The following is a 23,328-nucleotide window of genomic DNA, read 5'->3' on the forward strand; positions in this document are numbered from 1 at the left end:
TTGCAGTCAGGGCGGAGTCTCGCGCGCCGCCGACGCGGCGCTGCTGGATCCCTGTGACAAGCACAGGGATGAAGGAGGTTGATTGTTCGCCTCCAGCCAACTTTCCGGGGGCGGGGATGAGCGAACCGCCGCCTTAAATCGCCGCCTGCCACTCGCGAATTGCATCCAGCGGCCAGACCAGCATCAGCACATTGAGGGTGAGGTTGTCGCGGATCAGCCAGCCGGTGAAGAGTTCGAAGCCGATGGCGATCAAAACGGTCAGCCAGACGGGCATGCGGGCGGCAAACAGGAAGCCGGCGACCATGGCCAGCGTGTCCATCGTCGAATTGAGGATGCTGTCGCCGAAATAGTCGAGCGAGATCGTCGCCGAGCGGTAGCGGTCGATCACCATTGGGGTGTTTTCGGCGATCTCCCAGGCGGATTCGATGACCATCGCCAGGAACAGCTTGGCGGTCAGTGGCTTGCCGCGCAGAAGCAGGTGGCCGAGGCCATAGAACAGGAAGCCGTGGATGATGTGCGACGGCGTGTACCAGTCAGCAATGTGCTGGGAATTGCCGCTCGATTTGACGACGGGTTCGAAGATTTTGACGTAGCCGCAGTCGCAGATCCAGATGCGACCCATCAGATGCTGGGTGATGACCTGGATCGCGAGAACGCCGACACAGGCCACGAACCAGAGCAGCGCCCGCCGGTTCTGACTGTCATTGCCGTCGATGGCTGTGCTCACTTGGCGCTATCCTGATCCAGCGAATGCTTCATGATCAACGGCATTTGCGCCAGTGTAAACAGGATGGTGATGGGCATCGTGCCCCAGACCTTGAACGCCACCCAGAAATCGGTGGAGAACGAACGCCAGATGACCTCGTTGAGTACGGCCAGCACCAGGAAGAAAATGCCCCACCGCACCGTCAGCTTGCGCCAGCCGTCTTCATCGAGCTTGAAGGCGGAGTGGAAGACGTAGCCGAGCAACGACTTGCCGAAGAGAAGCCCGCCGAGCAGGATCGTGCCGAACAGCGTGTTGACGATCGTCGGTTTCATCTTGATGAAGGTATCGTTCTGCAGCCAGAGGGTCAGCGCGCCGAAGACGAAGACGACGATGCCGGAGATCAGTGGCATCATAGGCAGCGTGCGCGTCAGCATCCAGGAGACCACGAGCGCAATCGCGGTGGCGGCCATGAACAGGCCGGTCGCGATGAAGATCGGGCCGCCGAGTTCGGAGAGCGTCGGGAAATGTCCGGCCAGCCACTCGCCGCGGGAATTGGCGAAGAAGAAGACCATCAGGGGTCCGAGCTCCAGCACCAGCTTCAACAGCGGGCTGACTTCCTTCTGCGGCTTGGTAGCCTCGATCGTCGACATTTCGGGATCCTGTTTTTGCATGTGCCTGCCGCTCATAACACCAGCTTTGCGGCAAAACCATATCAAGGCAGCCGGCTTGCGCAAACGCCACCGGACATTTCCGTAAGTCGGAACCGATTTACGGGCAAATCATGCTGCCGATCAAAGATTGCCTCTTATGGCGCATTGCCTCGAACAAGACGTGGCGGACATCCGCCGTCACGCGGCGACGCCCGCGATCGCCTCGGCGAAATCCTTGGCCTCGAATGGTTCGAGATCGTCGATGCCTTCGCCGACGCCGATGAAATAGACCGGCAGCTTGTGCTTGGCGGAGATGGCGACGAGAATGCCGCCGCGGGCCGTGCCGTCGAGCTTGGTCATGATCAGCCCGCTGACGCCGGCGACGTTGCGGAAGATCTCCACCTGCTGCAGCGCGTTCTGGCCGGTGGTGGCGTCAAGCGTCTGCAGCACCGTGTGCGGTGCGTCCGGGTCGAGCTTGCCGAGCACGCGCACGATCTTTTCCAGTTCGGCCATCAGCTCGGCCTTGTTCTGCAGCCGACCCGCGGTGTCGATGATCAGCACGTCGGCCTTCTTTTCGCGCGCCTGCTGGAAGGCCTCATAAGCAAGGCCGGCGGCATCGGCGCCGAGCTTCGATGAAACGATGTCGGACTTGGTGCGATCGGCCCAGATCTTCAGCTGCTCGATGGCGGCGGCGCGGAAGGTGTCGCCGGCGGCGAGCATCACCTTGAGGCCGGCGCCCGACAACTTGGCCGCGAGCTTGCCGATCGTCGTGGTCTTGCCCGTGCCGTTGACGCCGACGACCAGGATGACATGCGGCTTGTGGCTGAGGTCGAGTTCCAGCGGCTTGGCGACGGGCGAAAGCACCTTGGTGATTTCGCCGGCCATGATCCGCGACACGTCCTCGCCGGACACGTCCTTGCCGTAGCGCTCGGAGGCGAGCGTATCGGTGATGCGCATGGCAGTCTCGACGCCGAGATCGGCCTGGATCAGCAGATCCTCCAGGTCCTGCAGCGTCGCCTCGTCGAGCTTGCGCTTGGTAAAGAGGCTGGCGATCTGGCCGGTCAGTTGCGACGAGGTGCGGGCAAGCCCGCGGCGCAGGCGCTGATACCAGGTAAGCTTGGGCTGTGGCGCGGCAACGGGCTCTTCCTGCGCGCGCTCGGCAGCGCTGGCAAAACCCTTCGGCAGGCTGGCGGCAATAACAGCTTCGGGGGCAGGTGCTTCGGGCAGCGGCGTTCCGAGGACCGGCTCCTCGGGGACCGCTGCCTCTGAAACTGGCGCCTCGAAAACACTGTCGTCTTGTTCGACGACATCCTCGACAGGTGCCGCATCTGCAGCCAGTTCATCGCTCGCATCGTCGCCGATCGGCTGATCTTCGACGGCTGCGATTTCCTCCTGCTCGGCCAGATCCTCTGGCTCGACAGGCGGCTCTTCCGGTGCTGTTTCCTGAAGCGCGGCGTAGGCCTCAAGCGCCTCTTGCGTTGTGGGCGACAGTTCTCCCTGTTCTGCCGCTGCATCCACGGGCACGACCGCGTCTTCGCTGACAGAGGTATTCTCGTCGTTGCGCGCCTCGTCCGATGCCGGTCCGCCCGCGGTCTCGATCTCGGCCGGCAGGATCGGGTCCTCGACGGCAAGCGGCAGGGCTTCGATATCAGACAGCGGCTCAAGCAGTTCTTCAGAGGCTTCTTCGGCCGCGGACTGCTCGGCAACGGGCTCGTCGATTTCTACGTCGACCGGGGCGATCGCCTCGGGGATAACGGGCTCCGGCGCCGGCGGCACTTCGGCCGGTACCGCTGCTGCGACGTCCGCTTCCGGCGCGGCATCCTGCGGCTTGGTTTCCTCGACAGTGCCCTTGCCGAAGGAGAAGATCTTCTTGATGAAACCGATTGCCATTCAGGGATTCCGCATGAGTCAGGCCGCAGCCATCTGTTTTACCTGCATCGTCAGATGCTTGCCATTGTGGCCGGTGATCGTGACCGGCACAAGCGCACGGGGTTTGAGGCCGGCGGCGTCGACGAGCGTGAAGTTTTCGGTGTGAGCGAGGCCGTTGTTTTCGACCAGCAGCGTCTGCGCGCTGCCGACCATGCCTTCGAGATGGCGGGCATAAAGGGCCGCGCCCGTCGCGCGAAGGCGGGCGGCGCGATCCTTGACCAGCGCCCGGTCAAGCTGCGGCATACGCGCTGCCGGCGTGCCGGGACGGGGGCTATAGGGAAAGACGTGCAGATGGGCGATGCCGCAATCCTTGGCAAGCCGCACGGCATTTTCAAACATCTCTTCGGTTTCCGTCGGGAAGCCGGCGATCATGTCGGCGCCGAGACTGATATCGGGGCGCAAGCGCCGGACCTTGTCCGTGAAGGCGAGGGCGTCGGCGCTCGAATGGCGACGTTTCATGCGCTTCAGGATCATGTCGTCGCCATGCTGCAGCGACAGATGCAGATGCGGCATGAAGCGCGCTTCGTCGGCAATCAAATCGAACAGATGGCCGTCGGCCTCGATGCCGTCGATCGAGGAAAGGCGCAGGCGGCGGATATCCGGCACCTGTTTGAGAAGCGTCTTTGCCAACAGTCCCAGCGTCGGGGTTCCCGGCAGATCGGCGCCGTAGCTCGTCGCATCGACGCCGGTGAGCACGATCTCGCTGTAGCCGCCCTCGACGAGCCTGCGTGCCTGGTCGACCACCGCACCCATCGGTACCGAGCGGGAATTGCCGCGTCCATAAGGGATGATGCAGAAGGTACAGCGGTGATCGCAGCCGTTCTGCACCTGGATGAAGGCGCGTACGTGACCGTCGATATGCTTGACCATCTGTGGTGCTGTGGCCCGCACGCTCATGATGTCGTTGACGCGCAGCTTTTCTTCCGCCGAGACGCCGAAATCGGGCAGCGATCGGTAGGAGGCGCTTTTCAGCTTCTCCTCGTTGCCGAGCACGGCGTCGACCTCGGCCATACCGGCGAAGGTTTCCTTCTCCGTCTGGGCGGCGCAGCCGGTGACAATGATGCGGGCATGCGGGTTGTCGCGGCGGGCGCGGCGGATCGCCTGGCGCGCCTGGCGCACGGCCTCGCCGGTCACCGCACAGGTGTTGACGAGGATGGCGTTGTTCAACCCCGCCTTTTCGGCTTCCGCCCGCATCACTTCGGATTCGTAGGTATTGAGACGGCAGCCGAAGGTTATGACCTCGACGCCGCTCAAAGCGCCCGGGCCTCGGCGGTTCCCGGTTGGGTTTCATCGCGCTGCCAGGCGCCGGTCGCAGGGTCGACGGTTCCCGACCATTCCCATTCGGCCGGGCCGGTCATGACGACATGGTCGTCCGCTTCACGCCACTCGATCGACAGTGGGCCACCGGGCACGTTGACGATCACCCTGCGGTCGGTGCGGTCGGTCCGGGCGGCGCTGACGGCCGCAGCACAGGCAGCAGAACCGCAGGCAAGCGTCAGGCCGGCCCCGCGTTCCCAGGTTCTGAGGTCCAGTTCATTTCGCGAAAGCACGCGCGCAATCGAGATGTTGGCCCGCTCCGGGAACATCGGGTGGTTTTCGAGCAGCGGCCCGAAGCGTTCGAGGTCATAGGACCAGACGTCGTTGTCGACCCAGAAGATCGCGTGCGGATTGCCCATCGAGGCAACCGACGGCGAATGCAGCACGGGATTGTCGATCGGGCCGATCTGCAGCTCGATCCGGCGCGTGTCGTGAAACTCTTCCGACAGCGGGATTTCGTCCCAGCCGAAGCGCGGGCTTCCCATGTCGACGGAGATCGTGCCGTCGTCGTGCTCCTTGGCTTCGAGCAGGCCAGCAACCGTATGGAAGAGAAAGGCCTTCTTACCGGTTTCGGCGGCAAGCGCCTGGACGACGCAGCGCGTGCCGTTACCGCAGGCCTGGGCCATCGAGCCGTCGGAATTGACGATATCGATCCACGCGTCGGTGCCGGCGGCCTTCGGATCGTGGATCGCCATGATCTGGTCGAAGGCGGTGGCCGGATCGGCGTTGAGCGATATGGCAGCCTGCGGCGTCACGCGGTCGCGGCGGCCGCGCATGTCGACGACCAGGATCTTGTTTCCAAGCCCGTTCATTCTGGCAAATTGCACGTTGTCGACCATGTCGCGATTGTCCAAACCAGCCTCGCCAAGCGGAGGCACCCTTCATTTGGGCTGTATATGGCGGAAAAGCCCGGAAATTACCAGTGCCGGCTTCCCAGTGCCGGCTTCATTGGCGCGTCGACGACGAAGGCGGCACATCGAAGATTTCGCCCGGGCGCATGGCCCTGAAGCGCGTGCGGGCAATCTCGGCCTCGTCAAGCGCCTGTTCGAGCGCCTTGACCGGTGCATCGACGCCTTCATCGGTCAAGCGGAAGGTTCCCCAGTGGTGCCCAGCCACGTGGTCGGCGGCGCAGTCGATCATGCCCTGCACCGCCTCTTCCGGGTTCTGGTGATGATCCTGCATGAACCAGCGCGGCTCGTAGGCGCCGAAGGGCAGGTTGGCGAGGCGGAAGCCGCCATGTTTTTCGCGGGCGGCGCGATAGTTGATGCCGCCGTGAAAGCCGGTGTCGCCGACGTGGTAAATCTTGCCAACAGGGGTTTCGATGACGAAGGCCGCCCAGAGCGCCATGCGGCGATCGCCGGAGCCGCGCGCCGACCAGTGATGGCAGGGCTCGGCATGGATCACCAGTTCGTCTTCAAGGTCCAGCCGGTCGCCCCAGTCGAGAACGGATATGGTCGCGTCCGGCACGGCGCGGCGGATGATTGTGTCGTTGCCGAGCGGCGTGACGATCAGCGGACTGTGCTCTTCGTTGAGGGCTGCCAGCGTATCGAGATCGAGATGGTCGTAGTGGTTGTGGGTGACGAGCACGAGGTCGATCGGCGGCAGATCGTCCATCTCGATGCCTGGCGCATTGCGCCGTGCTGGGCCGACGAAGGAAAACGGGCTCACCCTGTGTGCCCAGACCGGGTCGGTCAGTATGTTGAAGCCATGCACCTGGATCAAAAGGCTCGCGTGGCCGATCATCGTCACCCGCAGGCGGTCGGCCTCGATGCTCAGATCCGGCTTTGCCTGCTGAAACGGGCTTGGATAATGCGTCGGCCACCTCACCTTGCCTCGACCGAGCTGCCAGCGCAGAAGGTCGCCCATGCCCCGCGGCTGCCGGCCATTGGGGTTGAAGAACCGCGTTCCGTCGAAGTGGTCGGAGGCGGGCCCCCGATAATAAGGATTGACCTTCGGCATCGTCGCTTTCCGGCGATTGTTTGGTGGCGGTGTCTGAAAAAGATAGGCGCTTGCGATGCGTCGTGACAGGGTGAGGGGACAAGGTTTAAGAAATTCTTGAAAATAGCAACTTGATTGCTATCGTGCCTCATGCTGGTTCGCTTCGACAAACAGGAACGTCTGTACAAGGCCATCAAACTGGTCCGGCCGATCCATCTCAATGTGCATCGTTCGATCGAGCACATGCTGGAAGGTTCGGGCATATCCGTCGCCGAAAGGGCGGTGCTCGAGCTTCTCTGCGTGGAGCCATTGACAGTGCCGGAGGCGGCGCGGCGGTTGTCGATGAAACGGCAGTTCGTGCTGCGCGTCGTCGTCGGACTGCTGGAAAAGGGACTTCTGGAAAAGCAACCCAACCCGGAACATCGACGCGCCTATTTCTGTGCGCCGAGCGTTGTCGGTCGCGACCTGTTCGAGGCCATCCACCGGCGCGAACTCGAATTGCTGCACGCGGTTCTGGGCGATATCAACCAGACCGAAGTGGTTGCGGCACTCAGGGTCATGACCCGCGTCGCGACGGCGTTCGATGAGCTGGCACGTGAACTTGGCGCAGCGGATGACAAGGAAGGCTCTTGACCGCCGGGATTGGTGCTGTGAGCGTCGCGGCGCAGTCCGTGCCTGAAATCCCTGCTGCCGGATTTGCCGGCCGTTCTTGACTTTTCGGCCGCTTTCCTGTTTATCGCGGCAAATTCCTTCGCAAGTTGATGACTTCGAAGCCACCGACCAGGCCCCGTAAAGGTATAAAGAGAGCCCGGAGGTCAACATCCGACAGCGCGTTGCGCCCTCGGGTGGTTTTTGGCTTTGCGCCTTGTTTTTCAGGCGAAGGAACCCACGTTTCCGGCTAGTCTCCATGCCACCGGAAACCAGAAGGAAGTGAGAATGTTCGAGAGCCTCCAGGACCGCCTTGGTTCCATATTGAATGGACTGACCGGCCGCGGCGCATTGTCGGAAGCAGATGTTTCCGCGGCGCTTCGCGAGGTTCGCCGTGCGTTGCTCGAAGCCGATGTCGCCCTCGACGTCGTGCGCTCCTTTACTGAAAAGGTTCGCGAGAAGGCCGTTGGCGCCGAGATCCTGAAATCGATCAAGCCCGGGCAGATGGTCGTCAAGCTCGTCCATGACGAGCTGGTCGAGATGCTGGGCTCCGAGGGCGTCACTATCGACCTCAATGCGCCGGCACCGGTCGTCATCATGATGGTCGGTCTGCAGGGCTCGGGCAAGACGACGACCACCGGCAAGATCGCCAGCCGGATGAAGACGCGGGACAAAAAGAAGGTCCTGATGGCTTCGCTCGACACCCGTCGTCCGGCCGCCCAGGAGCAGCTTCGCCAGCTCGGCGTTCAGGCCGGCGTCGATACGCTGCCAATCATCGCCGGCCAGTCGCCGACCGATATCGCCGCGCGCGCCGTGCAGGCCGCCAAGCTCGGCGGCCACGACATCGTCATCCTCGACACCGCCGGCCGTACGCATATCGACGAGCCGCTGATGATCGAGATGGCGGAAATCAAGCGGAAGTCCAATCCGCATGAGATCCTGCTGGTCGCCGATGCGCTGACCGGTCAGGATGCCGTCAACCTCGCCCGCAACTTCGACGAACGCGTCGGCATCACCGGCCTCGTGCTCACCCGTATGGACGGCGACGGCCGCGGCGGTGCAGCACTTTCGATGCGCGCCGTTACCGGCAAGCCGATCAAGCTCATCGGCGTCGGCGAAAAGATGGGCGAACTCGAAGAGTTCCATCCGCGCCGCGTTGCCGACCGTATCCTCGGCATGGGCGACATCATCTCGCTGGTCGAAAAGGCTGCCGAGAACATCGACGCCGAAAAGGCGGCCGCAATGGCCGCCAAGATGGCCAAGGGCAAGTTCGACCTGAACGACCTCGCCGACCAATTGCGTCAGATGCAGAAGATGGGCGGCATGGGCGGTATCATGGGCCTGATGCCCGGCATGGCCGGCATGAAGGACAAGATGGCCTCGGCCGGTCTCGACGACAAGCTGTTCGGACGCCAGATCGCCATCATCTCCTCGATGACCAGGGCCGAGCGCGCCAACCCGGACATGCTGAAGCATTCCCGCAAGAAGCGCATCGCCGCCGGTTCCGGCACCGATGCTGCCGACATCAACAAGCTTCTGAAGATGCACCGCCAGATGGCGGACATGATGAAGATGATGGGCGGCAAGGGCAAAGGCGGCATGATGAAGCAGATGATGGGCGGCCTTGCCAGCAAGATGGGCCTCGGCGGCCTTGGTGGCGGCGGCATGCCCGATCTGTCGAGCCTCGACCCCAAGCAGCTCGAAGCGTTGCAGAAGCAGGCGGAAGCAGCCGGCCTCAAGCCCGGCGGCATGCCGGGCCTTGGCGGCGGCGGCCTGCCCGGTCTCGGCGGCGCCAAGCTTCCGGGCCTTGGCGGTTTCCCCGGCCTTCCGGGCCTACCCAAGAAGAAGTGAGGATCGGTGAGAGATGATTGATCCCGAAATCAAAAAGGAATTGGCGGGTTACCGGCAGTCGATCGACAACATCGATGCCGCGCTCGTCCACATGCTGGCCGAACGGTTCCGCTGCACCCAGGCGGTCGGCGTTCTCAAGGCCAAGCACAATCTGCCGCCGGCCGATGCGGCGCGCGAAGAATACCAGATCGAACGTCTTCGCCACCTGGCGAAGGATGCCAATCTGGATCCGGATTTCGCCGAGAAGTTCCTGAACTTCATCATCAAGGAAGTCATCCGGCATCATGAAGCCATCGCCGCCGATCGCACGCATTCCGCGGGCACCGTCGGCACCACCCATTCCGCTTGAACGAAGCGGTCAAGAAAGCCTGCAAGGAGTTACTCAAATGGCACTGAAAATTCGTCTCGCCCGTGGCGGTTCCAAGAAGCGTCCTTACTACCAGATCGTCGTTGCCGACGCCCGCAGCCCGCGTGACGGCCGCTTCCTCGAGAAGATCGGTTCCTGGAACCCGATGCTCGGCAAGGACGACGAAAAGCGCGTCGAGCTGAACGCCGAGCGCATCAGCCACTGGATCGCCCAGGGCGCCCAGCCGACCGACCGCGTCATGCGCTTCCTCGACCAGGCCGGTATCGCTCAGCGTCCGGCTCGCAGCAACCCGAACAAGGGTCTGCCGGGCAAGAAGGCTCAGGAGCGCGCTGCTGAAGCCAAGCAGAAGGCCGAAGACGCCGCTGCTGCCGCTGCCGAAGGTGCCGCGGAATAATATCCGGCAAACGGATGAAGGAGACGGGCGGCATTTCCATGCCGCCCGTTTTCCGTTATGTGCACCCTGAAATCCCCAAACGGATACGGATGATGAGCAAACTCGAAAACCCGGTTCTGATGGCGACTGTCGGCGCGGCGCAAGGTTTGCGCGGCGAGGTCAGGGTCAAGTCTTTCACCGACGACCCGACGGCACTCGGCGATTATGGCCATCTCCATAGCGCCGATGGGAGCGTGTTCGAGGTGCTGGAAATCCGCGAGGCCAAGAACGTGGTCGTCGTCCGCTTTCGCGGCGTCAACGACCGCACGGCCGCCGAGGCGCTGAATGGCCTCGAACTGTTCGTCGATCGCGACAATCTGCCCGACGACGATCTCGACGAAGACGAATTCTTCTATGCCGACCTCGAGGGCCTCGAGGCCATCGACGGCAGCGGCAAGAGCTACGGCACCGTGACGGGCGTGTTCGATTTCGGCGCGGGCGACCTGCTGGAGCTCAAGGGGCCGGGCAAGCGCCCCGTGCTCATTCCCTTTACTGAATGGTCCGTTCTGGAGATCGATTTGGAAGGCGGCAAGCTGCTGGTCGATCCGCTGGCCGCCGGCCTCATCGACGACAAGGACGAGCCCGGCAGCCCGTTTTCGGCCAGGCGCAAGTGAGCGCCAAGGCAATGTCCTTCCGCGCAACGGTTCTCACGCTCTATCCCGAAATGTTTCCCGGCCATCTCGGCGCCTCGCTCTCCGGCCGGGCGCTGGAGCGCGGCCAATGGTCGATCGATGCCGTGCAGATCCGTGACTTTGCGGAGGACAAGCACCGGACCGTCGACGATACGCCGGCCGGCGGCGGCGCCGGCATGGTGCTGAGGCCCGACGTCCTCGCCCGTGCGATCGACGCGGTGTCGCAGGACGATCATCGCCCGCGGCTGCTGATGAGCCCGCGCGGTAGGCCCTTGACGCAGAAGCGCGTGCGCGAACTTGCCGACGGTCCCGGCGTGGTCATCGTCTGCGGGCGGTTCGAAGGTGTCGACCAGCGCGTCATCGACGGGCGCGCGCTCGAGGAAGTGTCGATCGGCGACTATATCCTCTCGGGCGGCGAGCCGGCAGCGCTGACGCTGCTCGATGCCGTCGTGCGCATCCTGCCCGGGGTGATGGGCAACGAGCTGTCGGGCGTTCACGAAAGCTTCGAAGGCGGGTTGCTGGAGCATCCGCACTATACCCGTCCGCAGGTCTTCGAGGGCAGGGAGATCCCGGCCGTGCTGACCTCGGGCAATCACGGCGCCATCGCCAAGTGGCGCGAGGCGGAAGCCCGTCGGCTGACCGAGGCGCGTCGGCCGGACCTGCTTCCTCAACCCGTGAAGAAGTAATAGGCGGCGAGCAGCAAGCCGACCGCGACGACCAAGGCGCGGATCACCGCCTGCGGCACGCGCCGTGCCGCCCAGACGCCGAGATAACCGCCGAGGGCGGCACCGGGAACCATGATCGCCGCATGCAGCCACGACACGACCCCGCCGGCGGCGAAGACCACGATGGCGATGGTGGCGATGACGATCGAGATGAAGTTCTTCAGCGCATTCAGGCGGTGATAGCCGCCACCGGTGGCAAGTCCCAACACCGCCAGCATCATGATGCCCATGCCGGCGCCGAAGAAGCCGCCATAGATCGAGGTTGCGAACTGGCTGACGACACCGGCCGGGCTGATCGCATGCTCGTCGATGCGGGCCTTGGGCTTCAGGAGCGGCCCGGCGGCGAAGATCGCCGTCGCGGCGATCAGCAGCCAGGGGACGAGCGCACGAAACGAGGCGTTCGACAGGGAGATCAGCAACACCGCGCCGGCAAGTCCGCCGACCGCCGAAATGACGCCAAGAAGGATCGCCTGGCGGCGGTCCGCGCGGATCTCCTTGGCATAGGCAAGGGTCGAGGTGATATAGCCGGGAAGCTGGATGATCGACGACGTGGCATTGGCGACAATCGGCGGCAACCCGCCAAGGGTCATGGCGCCGAAGGTGAGGAAGGTTCCGCCACCGGCAATCGCATTGACCACGCCCGACAGGAAACCGGCGACGAAAAGCAGAAGTACTTCGAAGAAATGCATGGTCTCCCCCATCGCCCCCAGCTCGGCATAGCCCGCGGGCTTTGCAGCCGCAAGCCCGCGATTGAATGCATTTCAATGCGCGTTATTTCGAAATCTCTGATAGAATTCGCGCCGAACGCCTCCATGGCCCGGAAAATATGGCTTGCGGGGATGACAAGCGGGTTTTCTTCGTGTAAGTGCCGCCCCGGTTCGGGTTGTTTGCCCGTCGACCACCAACAAAGAATGGTGAATCCGCTCCTGCCGGGGTCCGGCAACATCTGAAGGTACGTCCGACAGGTCGATCGAGAGCGCTCTGGCTGTTTCAGAAGAACTTGAAAGGTTAACCCGATGAACATCATCCAGCAGCTGGAAGCCGAACAGGCCGCCAAGATTGCCGCCAAGCGCACGCTCCCCGATTTCTCCGCAGGCGACACGCTGCGCGTCAACGTCCGCGTTGTCGAAGGCACGCGTACCCGCGTTCAGGCCTATGAAGGCGTTTGCATCGCTCGTTCGGGCGGCGGCATCAACGAAAGCTTCACCGTTCGCAAGATCTCCTACGGCGAAGGCGTTGAGCGCGTATTCCCGGTTTACTCGCCGCTCGTCGAGAGCGTTGAAGTGGTTCGCCGCGGTAAGGTCCGTCGCGCCAAGCTCTACTACCTGCGCGATCGTCGCGGCAAGTCGGCTCGTATCGTTGAAAACACCGGTACGCGCGCCCGCAAGCTGAACGACGCCGAGCGCCAGGCCGTTGTCGAGGAAAAGGCACGGATCGAAGCTGAAAAGATCGCAGCAGCTCAGGCTCTTGCAGCCGAAAAGGCAGCAGCCGAAGCCGCAGAAGCCAAGGCAGCAGCAGAAGCCGCCGAAGCCAAGGCAGCTGAAGCCGCAGCGGAATAAGATTTCAATCCTTTGGGATTGTAGGGAAGGCGGCCTCGGGCCGCCTTTCTTTTTTGGTACTATGCGCTTGTCTTTTCTTAGCAATCCGTGACATTTTTCGCTGCCACACTTTTCGGGAGCTCTTCCAATGACAATCCGTCGCCATGTGCTTGCGGGCATCGCAGCCGCACTTGCCGTTCCATTTGCTTTTTCTGCACCGGCTTTCGCCAGCGACCTGCCGGATCTCGGTGGCAAGACGGTTGTCGTCGTCACGGAAAATGCCTACCCGCCGCTGCAGTTCGTCGATCCGAAGACCGGTGAGGCGATCGGCTGGGAATATGATGCGATGAACGAGATCGCCAAGCGTCTGAACTTCAAGGTCGAGTACCAGAACACCAGCTGGGACGCGATGATCCAGGCTGTTCACGACGGCCAGTACCAGATCGGCATGACCGGCATTACCATCAAGGACGACCGCAAGGAGAAGGTCGACTTCTCCGATCCGTACATGCGCTCGCAGCAGTTCATGCTGGTGCGCGGCGACGAGAACCGCTTCAACGACGGCAAGAGCTTCGGCGCCTTCGCCGACGGTCTGGTCGGCGCACAGCCGGGCACCTCGCCGTTCTACACCGCCGTCTACGAAATGCTCGATGGCAACGAGCAGAACCCGCGCATCAAGCTGTTCGAAACCTTCGGTGCCACCGTGCAGGCGCTCAAGGCCGGCGACGTCGACGTCGTCCTGACCGACAGCGTTGCCGCCAAGGGGTATGTCGATTCGTCCGAAGGCAAGCTGAAGGTCGTCGGCGGCCCGCTCGGCACCGAGGATTTCGGCTTCATCTATCCCAAGGGTTCGGACCTGGTCGGCCCGGTGAACGCCGCGATCAAGGCGCTGAAGGAAGATGGAACCTTCGACGCCTTGGATAAGAAGTGGTTCCTCGACTACAAGATGGGCGGCTGATCGCAGGCCATGGCCTCCCCACAATCGACTGATAAGTCCGGAAAGGGCGACTATCCCTGGTGGCTGGTCGCCCTTCTGGTGATTGCCGTGGCGCTCGCCGCTGTTATCGTCACCAATGACATCTACACCGAAGTCTTCAACGTCGTCCTCAAGGGCATTGGCGTCACCATTTTCGTGACCCTGATGGGCTTCGTGCTGGCGACGACGCTCGGTCTCGGCATTGCGCTGATGGCGCTGTCGGAGCACGCGGCACTTCGCCAGATCGCACGCTTCTACACCGAGGTCATCCGCGGCGTGCCGATCCTCGTCCTGTTGTTCTACATCGCCTTCGTCGGCGCGCCGACGCTCGTCACGGTCGCCAACTTCATCACCGCGCCGCTGATATCGGCCGGCTGGATGGAGCCGGTGGTGGTGCGCGACATCTCGCTGATGTGGCGGGCGATCATGGCGCTGATGATCGGCTATTCCGCCTTCATCGCCGAAGTCTTTCGGGCCGGCATCCTCTCGGTCGACAAGGGTCAGGTCGAGGCAGCCAAGGCGCTGGGCCTGACGCGCTACCAGCGGTTTCGCCTGGTGATCTTCCCGCAGGCGATCCGCGTGATCCTGCCGCCGCTCGGCAACGACTTCGTCGCCATGGTCAAGGACTCCTCGCTGGTCTCGGTGCTCGGCGTCGCCGACATCACCCAGATGGGCAAGGTCTACGCCTCCGGTTCCTTTCGCTTCTTCGAGACCTATTCGATCGTTGCCTATGTCTATCTCGTCCTGACCATTGGCCTGTCGCTGGGCTTGCGGGGGATCGAGCGGCGGTTGCGGCGCGCCGAGCAGCGTTGAGGCTGCTTCCACCGATTGCCGAAGTGTCAAAAAATTGATATGTACGGCCTCATGGAATCCAAGTTCGGATGTCGAGAGCAAAAAATCGTCGTGCTGCAGGACCACAAGCGTCTGCCGGCACGCTTTTTTGCGCGCGTATCCGGGGCGCTGACAAGCCTCCTATCCTGATCCCTTGATCAGTGTTTCCGGCTGCCTTGCTGCCGGCTTTTCCCTTACTTCTGAAAATTCGATGGATATATCGCCATGAGCGCACCGCGTACTCTCTATGACAAGATCTGGGACGACCATCTGGTCAACAGCCAGGACGATGGCACCTGTCTTCTCTACATCGATCGTCATCTCGTTCATGAGGTGACGAGCCCGCAGGCTTTCGAGGGCCTGCGCATGGCTGGCCGCAAGGTCCGCGCTCCGGAAAAGACGCTCGCCGTCGTCGACCACAACGTGCCGACCTCACCTGATCGCCATCTCGGCATCAAGAACGAGGAGAGCCGCATCCAGGTCGAGGCGCTCGCCACGAACGCAGCCGAGTTCGGTGTCGAATACTACTCGGAAAACGACAAGCGCCAGGGCATCGTGCACATCGTCGGCCCGGAGCAGGGCTTCACGCTGCCGGGCATGACCATCGTTTGCGGCGACAGCCACACCTCGACGCATGGTGCCTTCGGCGCGCTGGCGCATGGCATCGGCACGTCGGAAGTCGAGCACGTGCTTGCGACCCAGACGCTGATCCAGCAGAAGGCCAAGAACATGCTGGTGCGCGTCGACGGCCAGCTGCCGCCAGGTGTGACCGCCAAGGACATCATCCTTGCCATCATCGGTGAGATCGGTACTGCCGGTGGCACCGGACACGTCATCGAGTTTGCCGGCGAAGCGATCCGCTCGCTGTCGATGGAAGGCCGCATGACCATCTGCAACATGACGATCGAAGGCGGTGCCCGCGCCGGCCTGATCGCGCCCGACGAAACGACCTTCGAATACATCAAGGACAAGCCGCGCGCGCCGAAGGGCAAGGCCTGGGAAATGGCGCTCGACTATTGGAAGACGCTGCACACCGACGAAGGCGCGCATTACGATCGCGTCGTCGTGCTCGACGCTGCCGATCTGCCGCCGATCGTCTCCTGGGGTTCGTCGCCTGAGGACGTCATCTCGGTTCAGGGCATCGTCCCGAACCCGGACGAGATCCCGGAAGAAAACAAGCGCACCTCCAAGTGGCGCGCGCTTGACTACATGGGCCTGAAGCCCGGCACCAAGATCACTGACATCGCCATCGACCGCGTCTTCATCGGCTCGTGCACCAACGGCCGCATCGAGGATCTGCGCGCCGTTGCCGCTGTCGTCGAAGGCCGCAAGGTTGCGCCGACCGTTTCGGCGATGATTGTTCCGGGCTCCGGCCTCGTCAAGGAGCAGGCGGAAGCCGAAGGCCTCGACAAGATCTTCCGGGAAGCGGGCTTCGACTGGCGCGAGCCGGGCTGCTCGATGTGCCTGGCGATGAACGACGACCGGCTGAAGCCGGGCGAGCGCTGTGCCTCGACCTCCAACCGTAACTTCGAAGGCCGCCAGGGCTTCAAGGGACGCACACATCTGGTATCGCCGGCAATGGCGGCGGCCGCAGCGGTCGCCGGACATTTCGTCGACATTCGTGAGTGGAAGTAAGCTGGCGCGAGTGGAAATAAGCCGGTTCCTGAGCTTTCCGGCGTTGATGGCCGCCCTTCGGGGCGGCCTTTTTTGTGGTTCACTCCTACAGCGTCCTTTGCGCGTCAGATATGAGGCGCAAAGGACGCTGTAGCGCATTAAACCTGCTGCATAATTTCCTCCTTAAATCGATTCCGATTTAAGGAATTATGCAGTACGGGGACAAAACGTCGAAGCGATGCCAGAATGGACCTGACGGAGTAGATCGTACTTCGCTGCGAAGGAGGACGTGATGGCCGGGGATCGCGGGGCGAAAACATACCGCCTGATGCTGTTGCGCCATGCCAAGTCCGCATGGCCGGACGGCGTGCCGGATCACGACCGGCCGCTCGGCGAGCGCGGCCGCAAGGCGGCGCCACTGATCGGCGCAGATATGAAGCGCAAAGGGCTGATCCCGGGGCTCGCGATCGTTTCCACTGCGCGACGTGCGCGGGAAACCTGGGCGCTGGTTCGGGATAACCTGCCGCCGCCAATCCCCACCCGTGAGACGCGCGACATCTACGAAGTTGGGGCACCCGCCATTCTGGCGACCATTCGCGCCGTTGACCCTGATATCCGTAACCTGCTTGTCGTTGGCCACAATCCGGGCATGGAGGAACTTGCGCATCTGCTGGCCGGATCGGGCAGGCAGGAGGCGCTCGCGCGCATGCGGGAGAAGTTTCCGACAGCGGCGCTTGCCGTACTCGCGTTCGACGGCTCCAGTTGGGAGGACCTGGCATCGGGCCGGTGCCGTCTCATCGATTTCGTCACGCCGCGCCAACTCGCCTGAGGCCGCGCCGGCTTGCCTGATTGGATCAGATCTTGTGTTTTGCCAGCCTGCGCACAAGGGCGGACGGAAGGCGCTTTGCCAAGACCTTGGCCGCCGGTTGCAGCCGCGCCATGACAAGCTCGCGCAGCAGCCAGCCGCGCCAGGAGAACGCGAAAGCATAGTCGCTGACGGCAACCAGCCCGTCGGCGTGCTGCATCTTGTAGCCATCCGCTGGCGCCAGCAGGTCGAAGACACGGCTGCCGCGATCGGCGGCGGCCGCGAATGTCCGGTGGATCAGCAGCCGCCCGAGGCCCTCGCGGTCATAGCCAGGGTCGGTTGCCAGCACGTGTCCGAAGGTGTGGCCCTTGCAATCGAAGGACAGATCGACGCCGATCGGCCGCCCATCGCAGGCGATCGTCGAGGCGCAGAGGCCGGCGCCGGGATCGCCGGCCAGGTCCTCGAAGAACGCTTGGAAGCGGCTGTCCATGACGGTCGGCGACAGGATCGCGTTTTCGAGCAGCCAGTTCTTCTTGATGGTGATGGCAGCGGCTGCGGCCGTTGCGGCTGTTGACCCCGGCTCCGGCTCGGTAAAGGTGATGTCGCCGTGCTCTCGCAGCCTTCGCAGCCGGCGCCGATAGTTCGAGCGCTCGCGTGCGGAATAGGCGATGCCGGGGCCATCGGCTGTCACCCGCCGTGACAGGCTTGCGAAAGGCGCCTGCACGTCGCCAGGCAAGGAGGCGCCGCTTGGGATCACCGATCCGCATAGGGCAGCATCCGCTCTTACCCGCCGTGCTTCGAAGAGATCGGCGCCGAGCGATGCGACGGCGTTCCAGCCGGCTTCGAGCAAGGCGTGTCTGTTCTCGCCGGCCTCGACGAGCACGTCGCCGAATTGGGTCACCGGCGCTCCCATGAAACCAAGCACATCAAAACCAAGCTTGCGCCGGCGCACCAGTGGCCAGAGGGTGACGAGACGCCCGTCGATACGACCGATGAGGATGCAGAGCTGCGTCTTTGGATCGAGATAGTGCCGCGCCCAGTGTCGCAGGAAGATATGACGCTGGAACACCTGCTGAGGCTCCGCCGTCCGCTCGAACAGGTCGTCCCATTCCTTGTGCAGGGCCTCGAAGCCTTCGAGACTTGTGACGCAACTGATTTGGAGATTGTCGCCCAAAAGCTGAGAGCTCGGAGTTATCTCAACTGCGTCGGCGATCGGCGACGTCGCTCGGCCGGGCATGGCTCAGCCGCTTCGGAAGTGATTGACGAGCCGCCGCGTTCCTCTGATCGGGAAACGGGCAAGATAGGCAACCATGAGGGCGGGGTGGAGAGCGGCGAACGGGGCATCGTTCTCGACCAGATGCCGGATCGCGAGAACCGGCATCGGCGAGCGCAGTGGTCGGAAGTCCGGGTTCCACAGGCCGCGATCCTCGGAGCCTGCATGCATCATGCCGATCATCCGGGCGCGGGCGAGTGAATAGAACCGATGCCGCCGCTGGATGCGCTTCAACATCGCGATCCCATCCGCATCGGCGCAGTCAGGAAAGCCAACGATCACCGTGCGGAAATGCTTCATCGCGGGTTTGCAGGGGATGGCTTCGAGTTCGCCGAATGCGCCACGGATGAGCGCAAAGACCGTGTCTTCGTCCTCGGCGCGCGCGTCAGAAATCGCCAACCGGACGGTATCGATCTTGGCGGCCTGGCGGGTAAAGGGGCAGACAGCGCCGGTTCGTCCGAGATCGGAATGGCCGGCCATCAGATAGGATTCGACCCAGTCGAGCAGCTGCGCAATGTCGGAACCTTGCGAGACGCCGTCCGCGCTATCACGAACCTCTTTTATCCCGAAGAACCGTCCGTCGGTCGCCGGTATCGCTTTGGCCGTCTTGGTCAGCATCGGCAGCACTCGTCCTGCAAATCTCGCTTGAGGCTACATAGACACCAGAGCTTGCGGAAGTGTTGATGGTTGTGGCCGGTGAGGTTTCTCGCGTGATCTATGCTTTCCGAATTCTTCTTTCGATCGCCGGTCATGCCTCATATTGCAGCGTCGACATTAGACAACTTTGACGACGGTGCCGCGACGCAGATGCGGGATCAGCCGGCGCATGGCGGCAAGGCTTATGGCGACGCAGCCCTCGGTCGGCTCGTATCCGGGGCGGATGAGGTGAAAGAATATTGCCGACCCGGCATAACGGCGCCGGCTGGTCAGGTTCCAGTCCATCACCAGGCAGATGTCGTAGAGCCTGTCCGTGCGCATCATGTCCTCGTGGCTCGGCGCGAAGGGCGCATTGGCTGGACGGTTGTAGCGGGCATGACTGGGAGCGTCGCACCAGAGCATGCCGTTACGCGTGGCCCGCATCGGCAGCGGCGTCGGCGGCAGCAGGATGCGGTCGCGCCTGACATAGCCGCCGATGAGTTTCATCGCGGCGCGCGGCGTGGCACCGTCGCCCTCGCGCTTGCGGCTGGTAATGCCGCTGCGGCCGATGGCCGCTTGCTCCGTGCGGCCATCGAAGGTAACCAGTGCACGCCTGCGATCAAGCGGGGCAGGCCGGACGGTGATGACGGATTTGACTGGCCTTCTTCCCGACGTTTTCTTGCGCATCTCTCTCACAGATTTTTGAATTGTCCGTGATTTGGCGGGCACCATAAGCACGGTTGCATATATAACGAGGTTCCAAAACCGGTTCGCTTGCCAACACGGGCATTTGAGCTAGTTTGAAACCGGAAGCAAACAGGAATTGTCCCATGGCGACCCGTACCATTCTTCTTGTCGACGACGACAATGACCTGCGCGAAACGTTGGTCGAACAGCTTTCGCTGTACGAGGAGTTCGATCTTCTTCAGGAAGCGACTGCCGGCAAGGGGATACAGGCGGCGCGCGCCCAGCAGGTCGATCTGCTGATCATGGATGTCGGTCTGCCCGACATGGACGGGCGCGAGGCGGTCAAGCTCTTGCGCAAGGGCGGCTTCAAGGCGCCGATCATCATGCTCACCGGTCATGACACGGATTCGGATACGATCCTCGGTCTGGAAGCCGGCGCGAACGACTATGTCACCAAGCCGTTCCGCTTCGCCGTCCTCCTCGCCCGTATCCGCGCGCAGCTGCGCCAGCACGAACAGAGCGAAGATGCGACCTTCAGTGTCGGTCCCTACACGTTCAAGCCGAGCCAGAAGCTGCTGACGCTCGAAAACGGCCAGAAGATCCGGCTGACCGAAAAGGAAGCGGCGATCATCCGCTATCTCTATCGCGCCGACCAGAAGGTGGTGACGCGCGACGTGCTGCTCGAAGAAGTCTGGGGTTACAATTCCGGCGTGACGACGCATACGCTCGAAACACATGTCTATCGGCTCCGCCAGAAAATCGAGCGAGACCCTTCCAATGCCGAGATTTTGGTGACAGAGAACGGCGGCTACAAGATCGTTCCGTGAGGCGGCGACGTCCGATGATTTCTCCGCACGTCAGCTGCTTCGGACTATTTGCATCGATTGCTATGCTCTTGGGTTTCGAACCCCGGAGCATCGTGATTCAGGGAGGTTAGCCGTTTGGCGCTCAACGACGACATCGTTCTTCTGTCCAATGTGCCGCTTTTTGCCGATATCAGCGAGGACAAGCTGAGGCTGATTGCCTTTGGCGCCGAACGTCGACGTGTGTTCAAAGGGCAGGAGCTGTTTCGCGAGGGCGCTCCGGCCGATTGCGCCTTTGCCATTGCCAGCGGCAGCCTCTCGCTTTCGAAAGCCAATGCCGACGGCGCGATGGAGGATGTCACCACCGTCGGCCGCGGCGCGCTTCTCTCGGAACTGGCGCTGATCTCGATGGTGGAACGCAAGTTTACCGCGACCGCGGACGAAGACAGCGAAGTGATCCGCATCAATCGCCCGCTGTTCCGGCGCATGCTGGAAGAATACCCGGAAGTTGCCGCCCTCGTGGAGGGGCGCATCCGCGAGAACCTGCAGGCGATGATCCGCCGCGCAGGCGCACTGGCCGGCCGTTTCGCCTGACGCACTCCCGATAGACGGTCGCACGCCAGGCGTTTTCACCTACCATTTGTACTTGAGCGTGCCGAGCACGGTGCGGCCCTGGCCGAAGTAGCAGTAACCGTCGGTGCAGACTTCTTCGCGCCGGTCGCCAATGTTGGTTGCGCTGACGGCCAGCGACAATCCGTTCAGATCGGGATTTTTCACGCCGAAATCATAGGCGATCGACGCGTCGAAGTAGACGGCGCCGCCGTTTTCCGCCGTATTGTCGTCGGAGGTGAAGGACTTGGAGGTGGCGCGGATACCGCCGCCAAGGCTGAGACCGGCGAGCTGCGTATCGTCTGGCACGAGGTAGTTCACCCAGAGGGATGCGATGTTGCGCGGCTTGGTCGAGGGCACGTTGCCGATCAGTGCGGGATTGACGTTCCCGGTGATCTCGGCGTCGTTGTAGGTGTAGGCGGCGATCAGGCTGAAGCCATTGTCGAATTCGCGTCGCGCCTCGACCTCGAAGCCCTTGGTGGTCACCTCGCCCGAAGATTTGTAGTAGTAGCCGACGGGCAGCGACGCGTCCGCGACATATTGCGGCGCCCCGGTTTCGACGATCCGGTAGACGGCGGCGCTCAGCGAATAGGCCTCGCCTTCCGGCTGGTATTTGATGCCCAGTTCGATCTGCTCGCCCGTCGTCGGATCCAGAACCGTACCATCTGCCGAGAGCTGCGTGCTCGGCACGAAGGACGTGCCGTAGCTGGCGTAGGGCGCAATATCGTTGTCGAAGAGGTAGAGCAGGCCCACCTGGCCGGTGACTTCACCGTCGTCCTTGCGGTCGACTGCACCGGTGTTCTTGTTGGTGCTCGTCTGGTCCACCCAGTCGTGGCGCAGGCCGGCGACGGCGCGCCAGTTGCCGAATTCCGCCTGGTCCTCAGCATAGATGCCGGTCTGGCGCAGATCGCGGCCACTGAAGCTGGTGAGCGCGGGCGTCGGGCCGGTGATGCCGAAGGTCGGATTGTCGAGGTCGAAGCGATAGGCCGGATCGCTGGCGCCAAAGCCGAGCCCGAAGTCTGACGTGATCCAGGTATAGTCGAGGCCGGTCAGCAGTGTGTGCGAGATGGCGCCGGTATCGAAGGTCGCCAGCAACTGGTTGTCGATCTGGTAGGTGCGCTGATTGTCGGTAATCGCGACCGGCGACCGCTCGTAGACATTGCCAGTTGCCGTGCCGAACTCGAGATAGCGGGCGTCCAAATCCATGTCGCTGACGCGGGCGTGCTGACGGAAGATCAGGCCATTGTCGAATTCGTGCTCGAGCTTGAAGCCAGCCTGATACTGCCGCACCTTCTGGTGATCGTATTCCGGATCGCTGTAGCGCAGCAGCTTGCCGCCATATTCGAACACCCGCGGGCTGGCATCGCTCTCGCCCTTCTGTCCGAGGCCGTAGACGGTCAGCGACGTTGCCTCGTCCGGCTTCCAGGTGAAGGAGGGCTGCAGCAGGTAGCGGTCGTCGGCAACGTCGTAGCTGGTTTCGCCGTTCCGCAGCAGACCGACGATACGATAGAGAAAGTCGCCTTCGGCGGTCGCCGGGCCGCCGAAATCGAAGGCCGTCTGGGCGCGGCCGATCGTGCCGTATTGAACTTCGACCTCGCGGTGCGTGTCGTCCTGCGGCATCTTGGAAATGCGGTTGACGATGCCGCCGACACCGGCGGCGCCGTACAGCACCGACACCGGTCCCTTGATGATCTCGATGCGGTCGAGACCGTAGATCTCGGTCGGGAAGGTGCCGTAGTTCATATAGGGCTGGCGCAGGCCGTCGCGGAAGTCGCCGGTTGTGGTCGTCTCGAAGCCGCGAATGTAGATCTGGTCGAAGCGCGGGTCGAAGCCGAAGGCGCCGGTGGTAACACCGGCGGCATAGCGGGTTGCCTGGATCATGTCCTGGGCGCCACGCTCCTCCAGTTCCTTGCGGGTGACGACGGAGACCGAGCGCGGGGTCTCGACCAGTGGCGTGTCGGTCTTCAGCGCCGTGATATTGCGCGACGGTGCGATGGTATCATTGTCCTCGGCGATGCTGGTGGCCGCCTGTGCGGCCGAAACCTCGATCTTCTGCAGCCGCGTCGTCTTCTCACTCGTGGCCGTCTGCGCGGTGGCGGAATTTGATAGCAGTCCGATCGTGATCGCGAGTAGTGCCGTTGTTGCCGAAAGGGAACGAAGCGAGGTGCGAACGGGTCTGTTCGGAAAAATCTTGCGCATGATCTGGCCCCTTTTGCGGGCGCACGAAAGCCCTCCGGACTGGCCCGGAGCGAAGCACCCGAAAATCAATGGAAACGACGGCTGCTTAGCCGCCGGAGGCGGTGTCCCCGCCGCTCGCAAAAAGGGATAATCGCTTCGAAAAACAGGATCAAGAAAAATAT

The 23,328-nt window shown here is 62.8% G+C and carries 24 protein-coding genes; 13 read left to right on the forward strand and 11 right to left on the reverse strand.

All coding sequences use genetic code 11. The features are described 5' to 3' along the window. Positions 1–133: 133 nt before the first annotated feature. The 6 genes from C6558_RS16030 to C6558_RS16055 form a co-directional block, all read right to left on the reverse strand. A complete protein-coding gene (locus C6558_RS16030; RefSeq protein ID WP_025425183.1) occupies positions 134–727 on the reverse strand; it encodes a DUF2585 domain-containing protein in 594 nt (197 codons plus the stop codon). Continuing rightward, positions 724–1,356 carry a septation protein A gene (locus C6558_RS16035; protein ID WP_025425182.1) on the reverse strand — a complete coding sequence of 211 codons (633 nt, stop codon included), beginning with the start codon at positions 1,354–1,356 and terminating at the stop codon, positions 724–726. Before C6558_RS16035 ends, C6558_RS16030 begins: the two co-directional genes overlap by 4 nt. 198 nt (positions 1,357–1,554) lie before the next feature. After that, positions 1,555–3,246: a signal recognition particle-docking protein FtsY gene (ftsY, locus tag C6558_RS16040; RefSeq protein ID WP_025425181.1), complete on the reverse strand. Its 1,692-nt coding sequence runs from the start codon at positions 3,244–3,246 to the stop codon at positions 1,555–1,557. An 18-nt stretch (positions 3,247–3,264) separates the two neighbouring features. Further along, positions 3,265–4,539, reverse strand: a complete 1,275-nt coding sequence (gene mtaB, locus C6558_RS16045; RefSeq protein ID WP_025425180.1) for a tRNA (N(6)-L-threonylcarbamoyladenosine(37)-C(2))-methylthiotransferase MtaB — start codon at positions 4,537–4,539, stop codon at positions 3,265–3,267. Further along, the gene (gene dapF, locus C6558_RS16050) at positions 4,536–5,441 is read right to left on the reverse strand and encodes a diaminopimelate epimerase (protein ID WP_171520372.1); all 906 of its coding nucleotides are present in this window, start codon (positions 5,439–5,441) and stop codon (positions 4,536–4,538) included. The genes mtaB and dapF overlap by 4 nt, the downstream gene beginning before the upstream one ends. Before the next feature lie 106 nt (positions 5,442–5,547). Continuing rightward, the gene (locus C6558_RS16055; protein WP_025425178.1) at positions 5,548–6,561 is read right to left on the reverse strand and encodes an MBL fold metallo-hydrolase; all 1,014 of its coding nucleotides are present in this window, start codon (positions 6,559–6,561) and stop codon (positions 5,548–5,550) included. A 129-nt stretch (positions 6,562–6,690) separates the two neighbouring features. On the opposite strand from C6558_RS16055, the gene C6558_RS16060 reads away from it, so the two are divergent. From C6558_RS16060 to trmD, 6 genes are all read left to right on the forward strand, one after another. Further along, positions 6,691–7,173, forward strand: coding sequence for a MarR family winged helix-turn-helix transcriptional regulator (locus C6558_RS16060; RefSeq protein ID WP_025425177.1), 483 nt, complete (start codon positions 6,691–6,693; stop codon positions 7,171–7,173). Between the two features lie 303 nt (positions 7,174–7,476). Then, positions 7,477–9,039 carry a signal recognition particle protein gene (gene ffh, locus C6558_RS16065; RefSeq protein WP_025425176.1) on the forward strand — a complete coding sequence of 521 codons (1,563 nt, stop codon included), beginning with the start codon at positions 7,477–7,479 and terminating at the stop codon, positions 9,037–9,039. Between the two features lie 13 nt (positions 9,040–9,052). Next, a complete protein-coding gene (locus tag C6558_RS16070; protein WP_025425175.1) occupies positions 9,053–9,388 on the forward strand; it encodes a chorismate mutase in 336 nt (111 codons plus the stop codon). A gap of 37 nt (positions 9,389–9,425) precedes the next feature. Further along, positions 9,426–9,800 (forward strand): 30S ribosomal protein S16, encoded by a 375-nt coding sequence (gene rpsP / locus C6558_RS16075; RefSeq protein ID WP_025425174.1) that lies wholly within the window; start codon positions 9,426–9,428, stop codon positions 9,798–9,800. Between the two features lie 92 nt (positions 9,801–9,892). Then, positions 9,893–10,453, forward strand: a complete 561-nt coding sequence (gene rimM / locus C6558_RS16080; protein WP_057218361.1) for a ribosome maturation factor RimM — start codon at positions 9,893–9,895, stop codon at positions 10,451–10,453. 11 nt (positions 10,454–10,464) lie between these two features. Then, the gene (gene trmD, locus C6558_RS16085; RefSeq protein ID WP_025425172.1) at positions 10,465–11,157 is read left to right on the forward strand and encodes a tRNA (guanosine(37)-N1)-methyltransferase TrmD; all 693 of its coding nucleotides are present in this window, start codon (positions 10,465–10,467) and stop codon (positions 11,155–11,157) included. Here trmD and C6558_RS16090 read toward each other — a convergent pair. Then, complete coding sequence (locus C6558_RS16090) at positions 11,139–11,885, reverse strand: sulfite exporter TauE/SafE family protein (protein WP_025425171.1); 747 nt, start codon at positions 11,883–11,885, stop codon at positions 11,139–11,141. The genes trmD and C6558_RS16090 overlap by 19 nt on opposite strands. Before the next feature lie 327 nt (positions 11,886–12,212). Between C6558_RS16090 and rplS the strand changes: the two genes are divergently transcribed. From rplS to C6558_RS16120, 5 genes are all read left to right on the forward strand, one after another. Further along, on the forward strand, positions 12,213–12,755 hold the full coding sequence (gene rplS / locus C6558_RS16095) for a 50S ribosomal protein L19 (protein WP_025425170.1): 543 nt from the start codon (positions 12,213–12,215) through the stop codon (positions 12,753–12,755). Between the two features lie 127 nt (positions 12,756–12,882). After that, complete coding sequence (locus C6558_RS16100) at positions 12,883–13,692, forward strand: transporter substrate-binding domain-containing protein (protein ID WP_025425169.1); 810 nt, start codon at positions 12,883–12,885, stop codon at positions 13,690–13,692. A gap of 9 nt (positions 13,693–13,701) precedes the next feature. Further along, positions 13,702–14,523: an amino acid ABC transporter permease gene (locus C6558_RS16105; protein ID WP_025425168.1), complete on the forward strand. Its 822-nt coding sequence runs from the start codon at positions 13,702–13,704 to the stop codon at positions 14,521–14,523. Positions 14,524–14,766: 243 nt separating this feature from the next. Next, entirely contained in the window at positions 14,767–16,176 is a 1,410-nt protein-coding gene (gene leuC / locus C6558_RS16115) for a 3-isopropylmalate dehydratase large subunit (RefSeq protein ID WP_025425167.1), read from the forward strand. Positions 16,177–16,447: 271 nt separating this feature from the next. Beyond that, positions 16,448–16,984, forward strand: coding sequence for a histidine phosphatase family protein (locus tag C6558_RS16120; protein ID WP_025425166.1), 537 nt, complete (start codon positions 16,448–16,450; stop codon positions 16,982–16,984). Between the two features lie 25 nt (positions 16,985–17,009). On the opposite strand, the gene C6558_RS16125 is transcribed toward C6558_RS16120, so the two are convergent. The 3 genes from C6558_RS16125 to C6558_RS16135 all read right to left on the reverse strand — a co-directional run bounded on the left by C6558_RS16125 (position 17,010) and on the right by C6558_RS16135 (position 19,556). After that, positions 17,010–18,134, reverse strand: a complete 1,125-nt coding sequence (locus C6558_RS16125) for a GNAT family N-acetyltransferase (protein ID WP_025425165.1) — start codon at positions 18,132–18,134, stop codon at positions 17,010–17,012. A gap of 66 nt (positions 18,135–18,200) precedes the next feature. After that, entirely contained in the window at positions 18,201–18,851 is a 651-nt protein-coding gene (locus tag C6558_RS16130; protein ID WP_128090482.1) for a DUF6875 domain-containing protein, read from the reverse strand. Between the two features lie 156 nt (positions 18,852–19,007). Continuing rightward, positions 19,008–19,556 (reverse strand): L,D-transpeptidase, encoded by a 549-nt coding sequence (locus tag C6558_RS16135; protein ID WP_025425163.1) that lies wholly within the window; start codon positions 19,554–19,556, stop codon positions 19,008–19,010. A gap of 143 nt (positions 19,557–19,699) precedes the next feature. On the opposite strand from C6558_RS16135, the gene C6558_RS16140 reads away from it, so the two are divergent. After that, entirely contained in the window at positions 19,700–20,383 is a 684-nt protein-coding gene (locus tag C6558_RS16140) for a response regulator transcription factor (RefSeq protein ID WP_025425162.1), read from the forward strand. A gap of 114 nt (positions 20,384–20,497) precedes the next feature. Then, entirely contained in the window at positions 20,498–20,953 is a 456-nt protein-coding gene (locus C6558_RS16145; RefSeq protein WP_057218358.1) for a cyclic nucleotide-binding domain-containing protein, read from the forward strand. Between the two features lie 39 nt (positions 20,954–20,992). On the opposite strand, the gene C6558_RS16150 is transcribed toward C6558_RS16145, so the two are convergent. After that, complete coding sequence (locus C6558_RS16150; protein WP_025425160.1) at positions 20,993–23,167, reverse strand: TonB-dependent siderophore receptor; 2,175 nt, start codon at positions 23,165–23,167, stop codon at positions 20,993–20,995. Positions 23,168–23,328: the final 161 nt, after the last annotated feature.

Source organism: Ensifer sp. NM-2 (assembly GCF_003024455.1).
GTDB lineage: Bacteria > Pseudomonadota > Alphaproteobacteria > Rhizobiales > Rhizobiaceae > Ensifer > Ensifer canadensis.

Excerpts from the sequence above, each read along its gene's own strand:
- C6558_RS16035 (WP_025425182.1), bottom strand. The coding sequence starts at position 1,356 with ATGTCGACGATCGAGGCTACCAAGCCGCAGAAGGAAGTCAGCCCGCTG.
- ftsY (WP_025425181.1), bottom strand. The coding sequence starts at position 3,246 with ATGGCAATCGGTTTCATCAAGAAGATCTTCTCCTTCGGCAAGGGCACT.
- dapF (WP_171520372.1), bottom strand. The coding sequence starts at position 5,441 with ATGGTCGACAACGTGCAATTTGCCAGAATGAACGGGCTTGGAAACAAG.
- C6558_RS16055 (WP_025425178.1), bottom strand. The coding sequence starts at position 6,561 with ATGCCGAAGGTCAATCCTTATTATCGGGGGCCCGCCTCCGACCACTTC.
- C6558_RS16060 (WP_025425177.1), top strand. The coding sequence starts at position 6,691 with ATGCTGGTTCGCTTCGACAAACAGGAACGTCTGTACAAGGCCATCAAA.
- ffh (WP_025425176.1), top strand. The coding sequence starts at position 7,477 with ATGTTCGAGAGCCTCCAGGACCGCCTTGGTTCCATATTGAATGGACTG.
- C6558_RS16070 (WP_025425175.1), top strand. The coding sequence starts at position 9,053 with ATGATTGATCCCGAAATCAAAAAGGAATTGGCGGGTTACCGGCAGTCG.
- rpsP (WP_025425174.1), top strand. The coding sequence starts at position 9,426 with ATGGCACTGAAAATTCGTCTCGCCCGTGGCGGTTCCAAGAAGCGTCCT.
- rimM (WP_057218361.1), top strand. The coding sequence starts at position 9,893 with ATGAGCAAACTCGAAAACCCGGTTCTGATGGCGACTGTCGGCGCGGCG.
- trmD (WP_025425172.1), top strand. The coding sequence starts at position 10,465 with ATGTCCTTCCGCGCAACGGTTCTCACGCTCTATCCCGAAATGTTTCCC.
- C6558_RS16090 (WP_025425171.1), bottom strand. The coding sequence starts at position 11,885 with ATGCATTTCTTCGAAGTACTTCTGCTTTTCGTCGCCGGTTTCCTGTCG.
- rplS (WP_025425170.1), top strand. The coding sequence starts at position 12,213 with ATGAACATCATCCAGCAGCTGGAAGCCGAACAGGCCGCCAAGATTGCC.
- C6558_RS16100 (WP_025425169.1), top strand. The coding sequence starts at position 12,883 with ATGACAATCCGTCGCCATGTGCTTGCGGGCATCGCAGCCGCACTTGCC.
- C6558_RS16105 (WP_025425168.1), top strand. The coding sequence starts at position 13,702 with ATGGCCTCCCCACAATCGACTGATAAGTCCGGAAAGGGCGACTATCCC.
- leuC (WP_025425167.1), top strand. The coding sequence starts at position 14,767 with ATGAGCGCACCGCGTACTCTCTATGACAAGATCTGGGACGACCATCTG.
- C6558_RS16120 (WP_025425166.1), top strand. The coding sequence starts at position 16,448 with ATGGCCGGGGATCGCGGGGCGAAAACATACCGCCTGATGCTGTTGCGC.
- C6558_RS16130 (WP_128090482.1), bottom strand. The coding sequence starts at position 18,851 with ATGCTGACCAAGACGGCCAAAGCGATACCGGCGACCGACGGACGGTTC.
- C6558_RS16135 (WP_025425163.1), bottom strand. The coding sequence starts at position 19,556 with ATGCGCAAGAAAACGTCGGGAAGAAGGCCAGTCAAATCCGTCATCACC.
- C6558_RS16140 (WP_025425162.1), top strand. The coding sequence starts at position 19,700 with ATGGCGACCCGTACCATTCTTCTTGTCGACGACGACAATGACCTGCGC.
- C6558_RS16150 (WP_025425160.1), bottom strand. The coding sequence starts at position 23,167 with ATGCGCAAGATTTTTCCGAACAGACCCGTTCGCACCTCGCTTCGTTCC.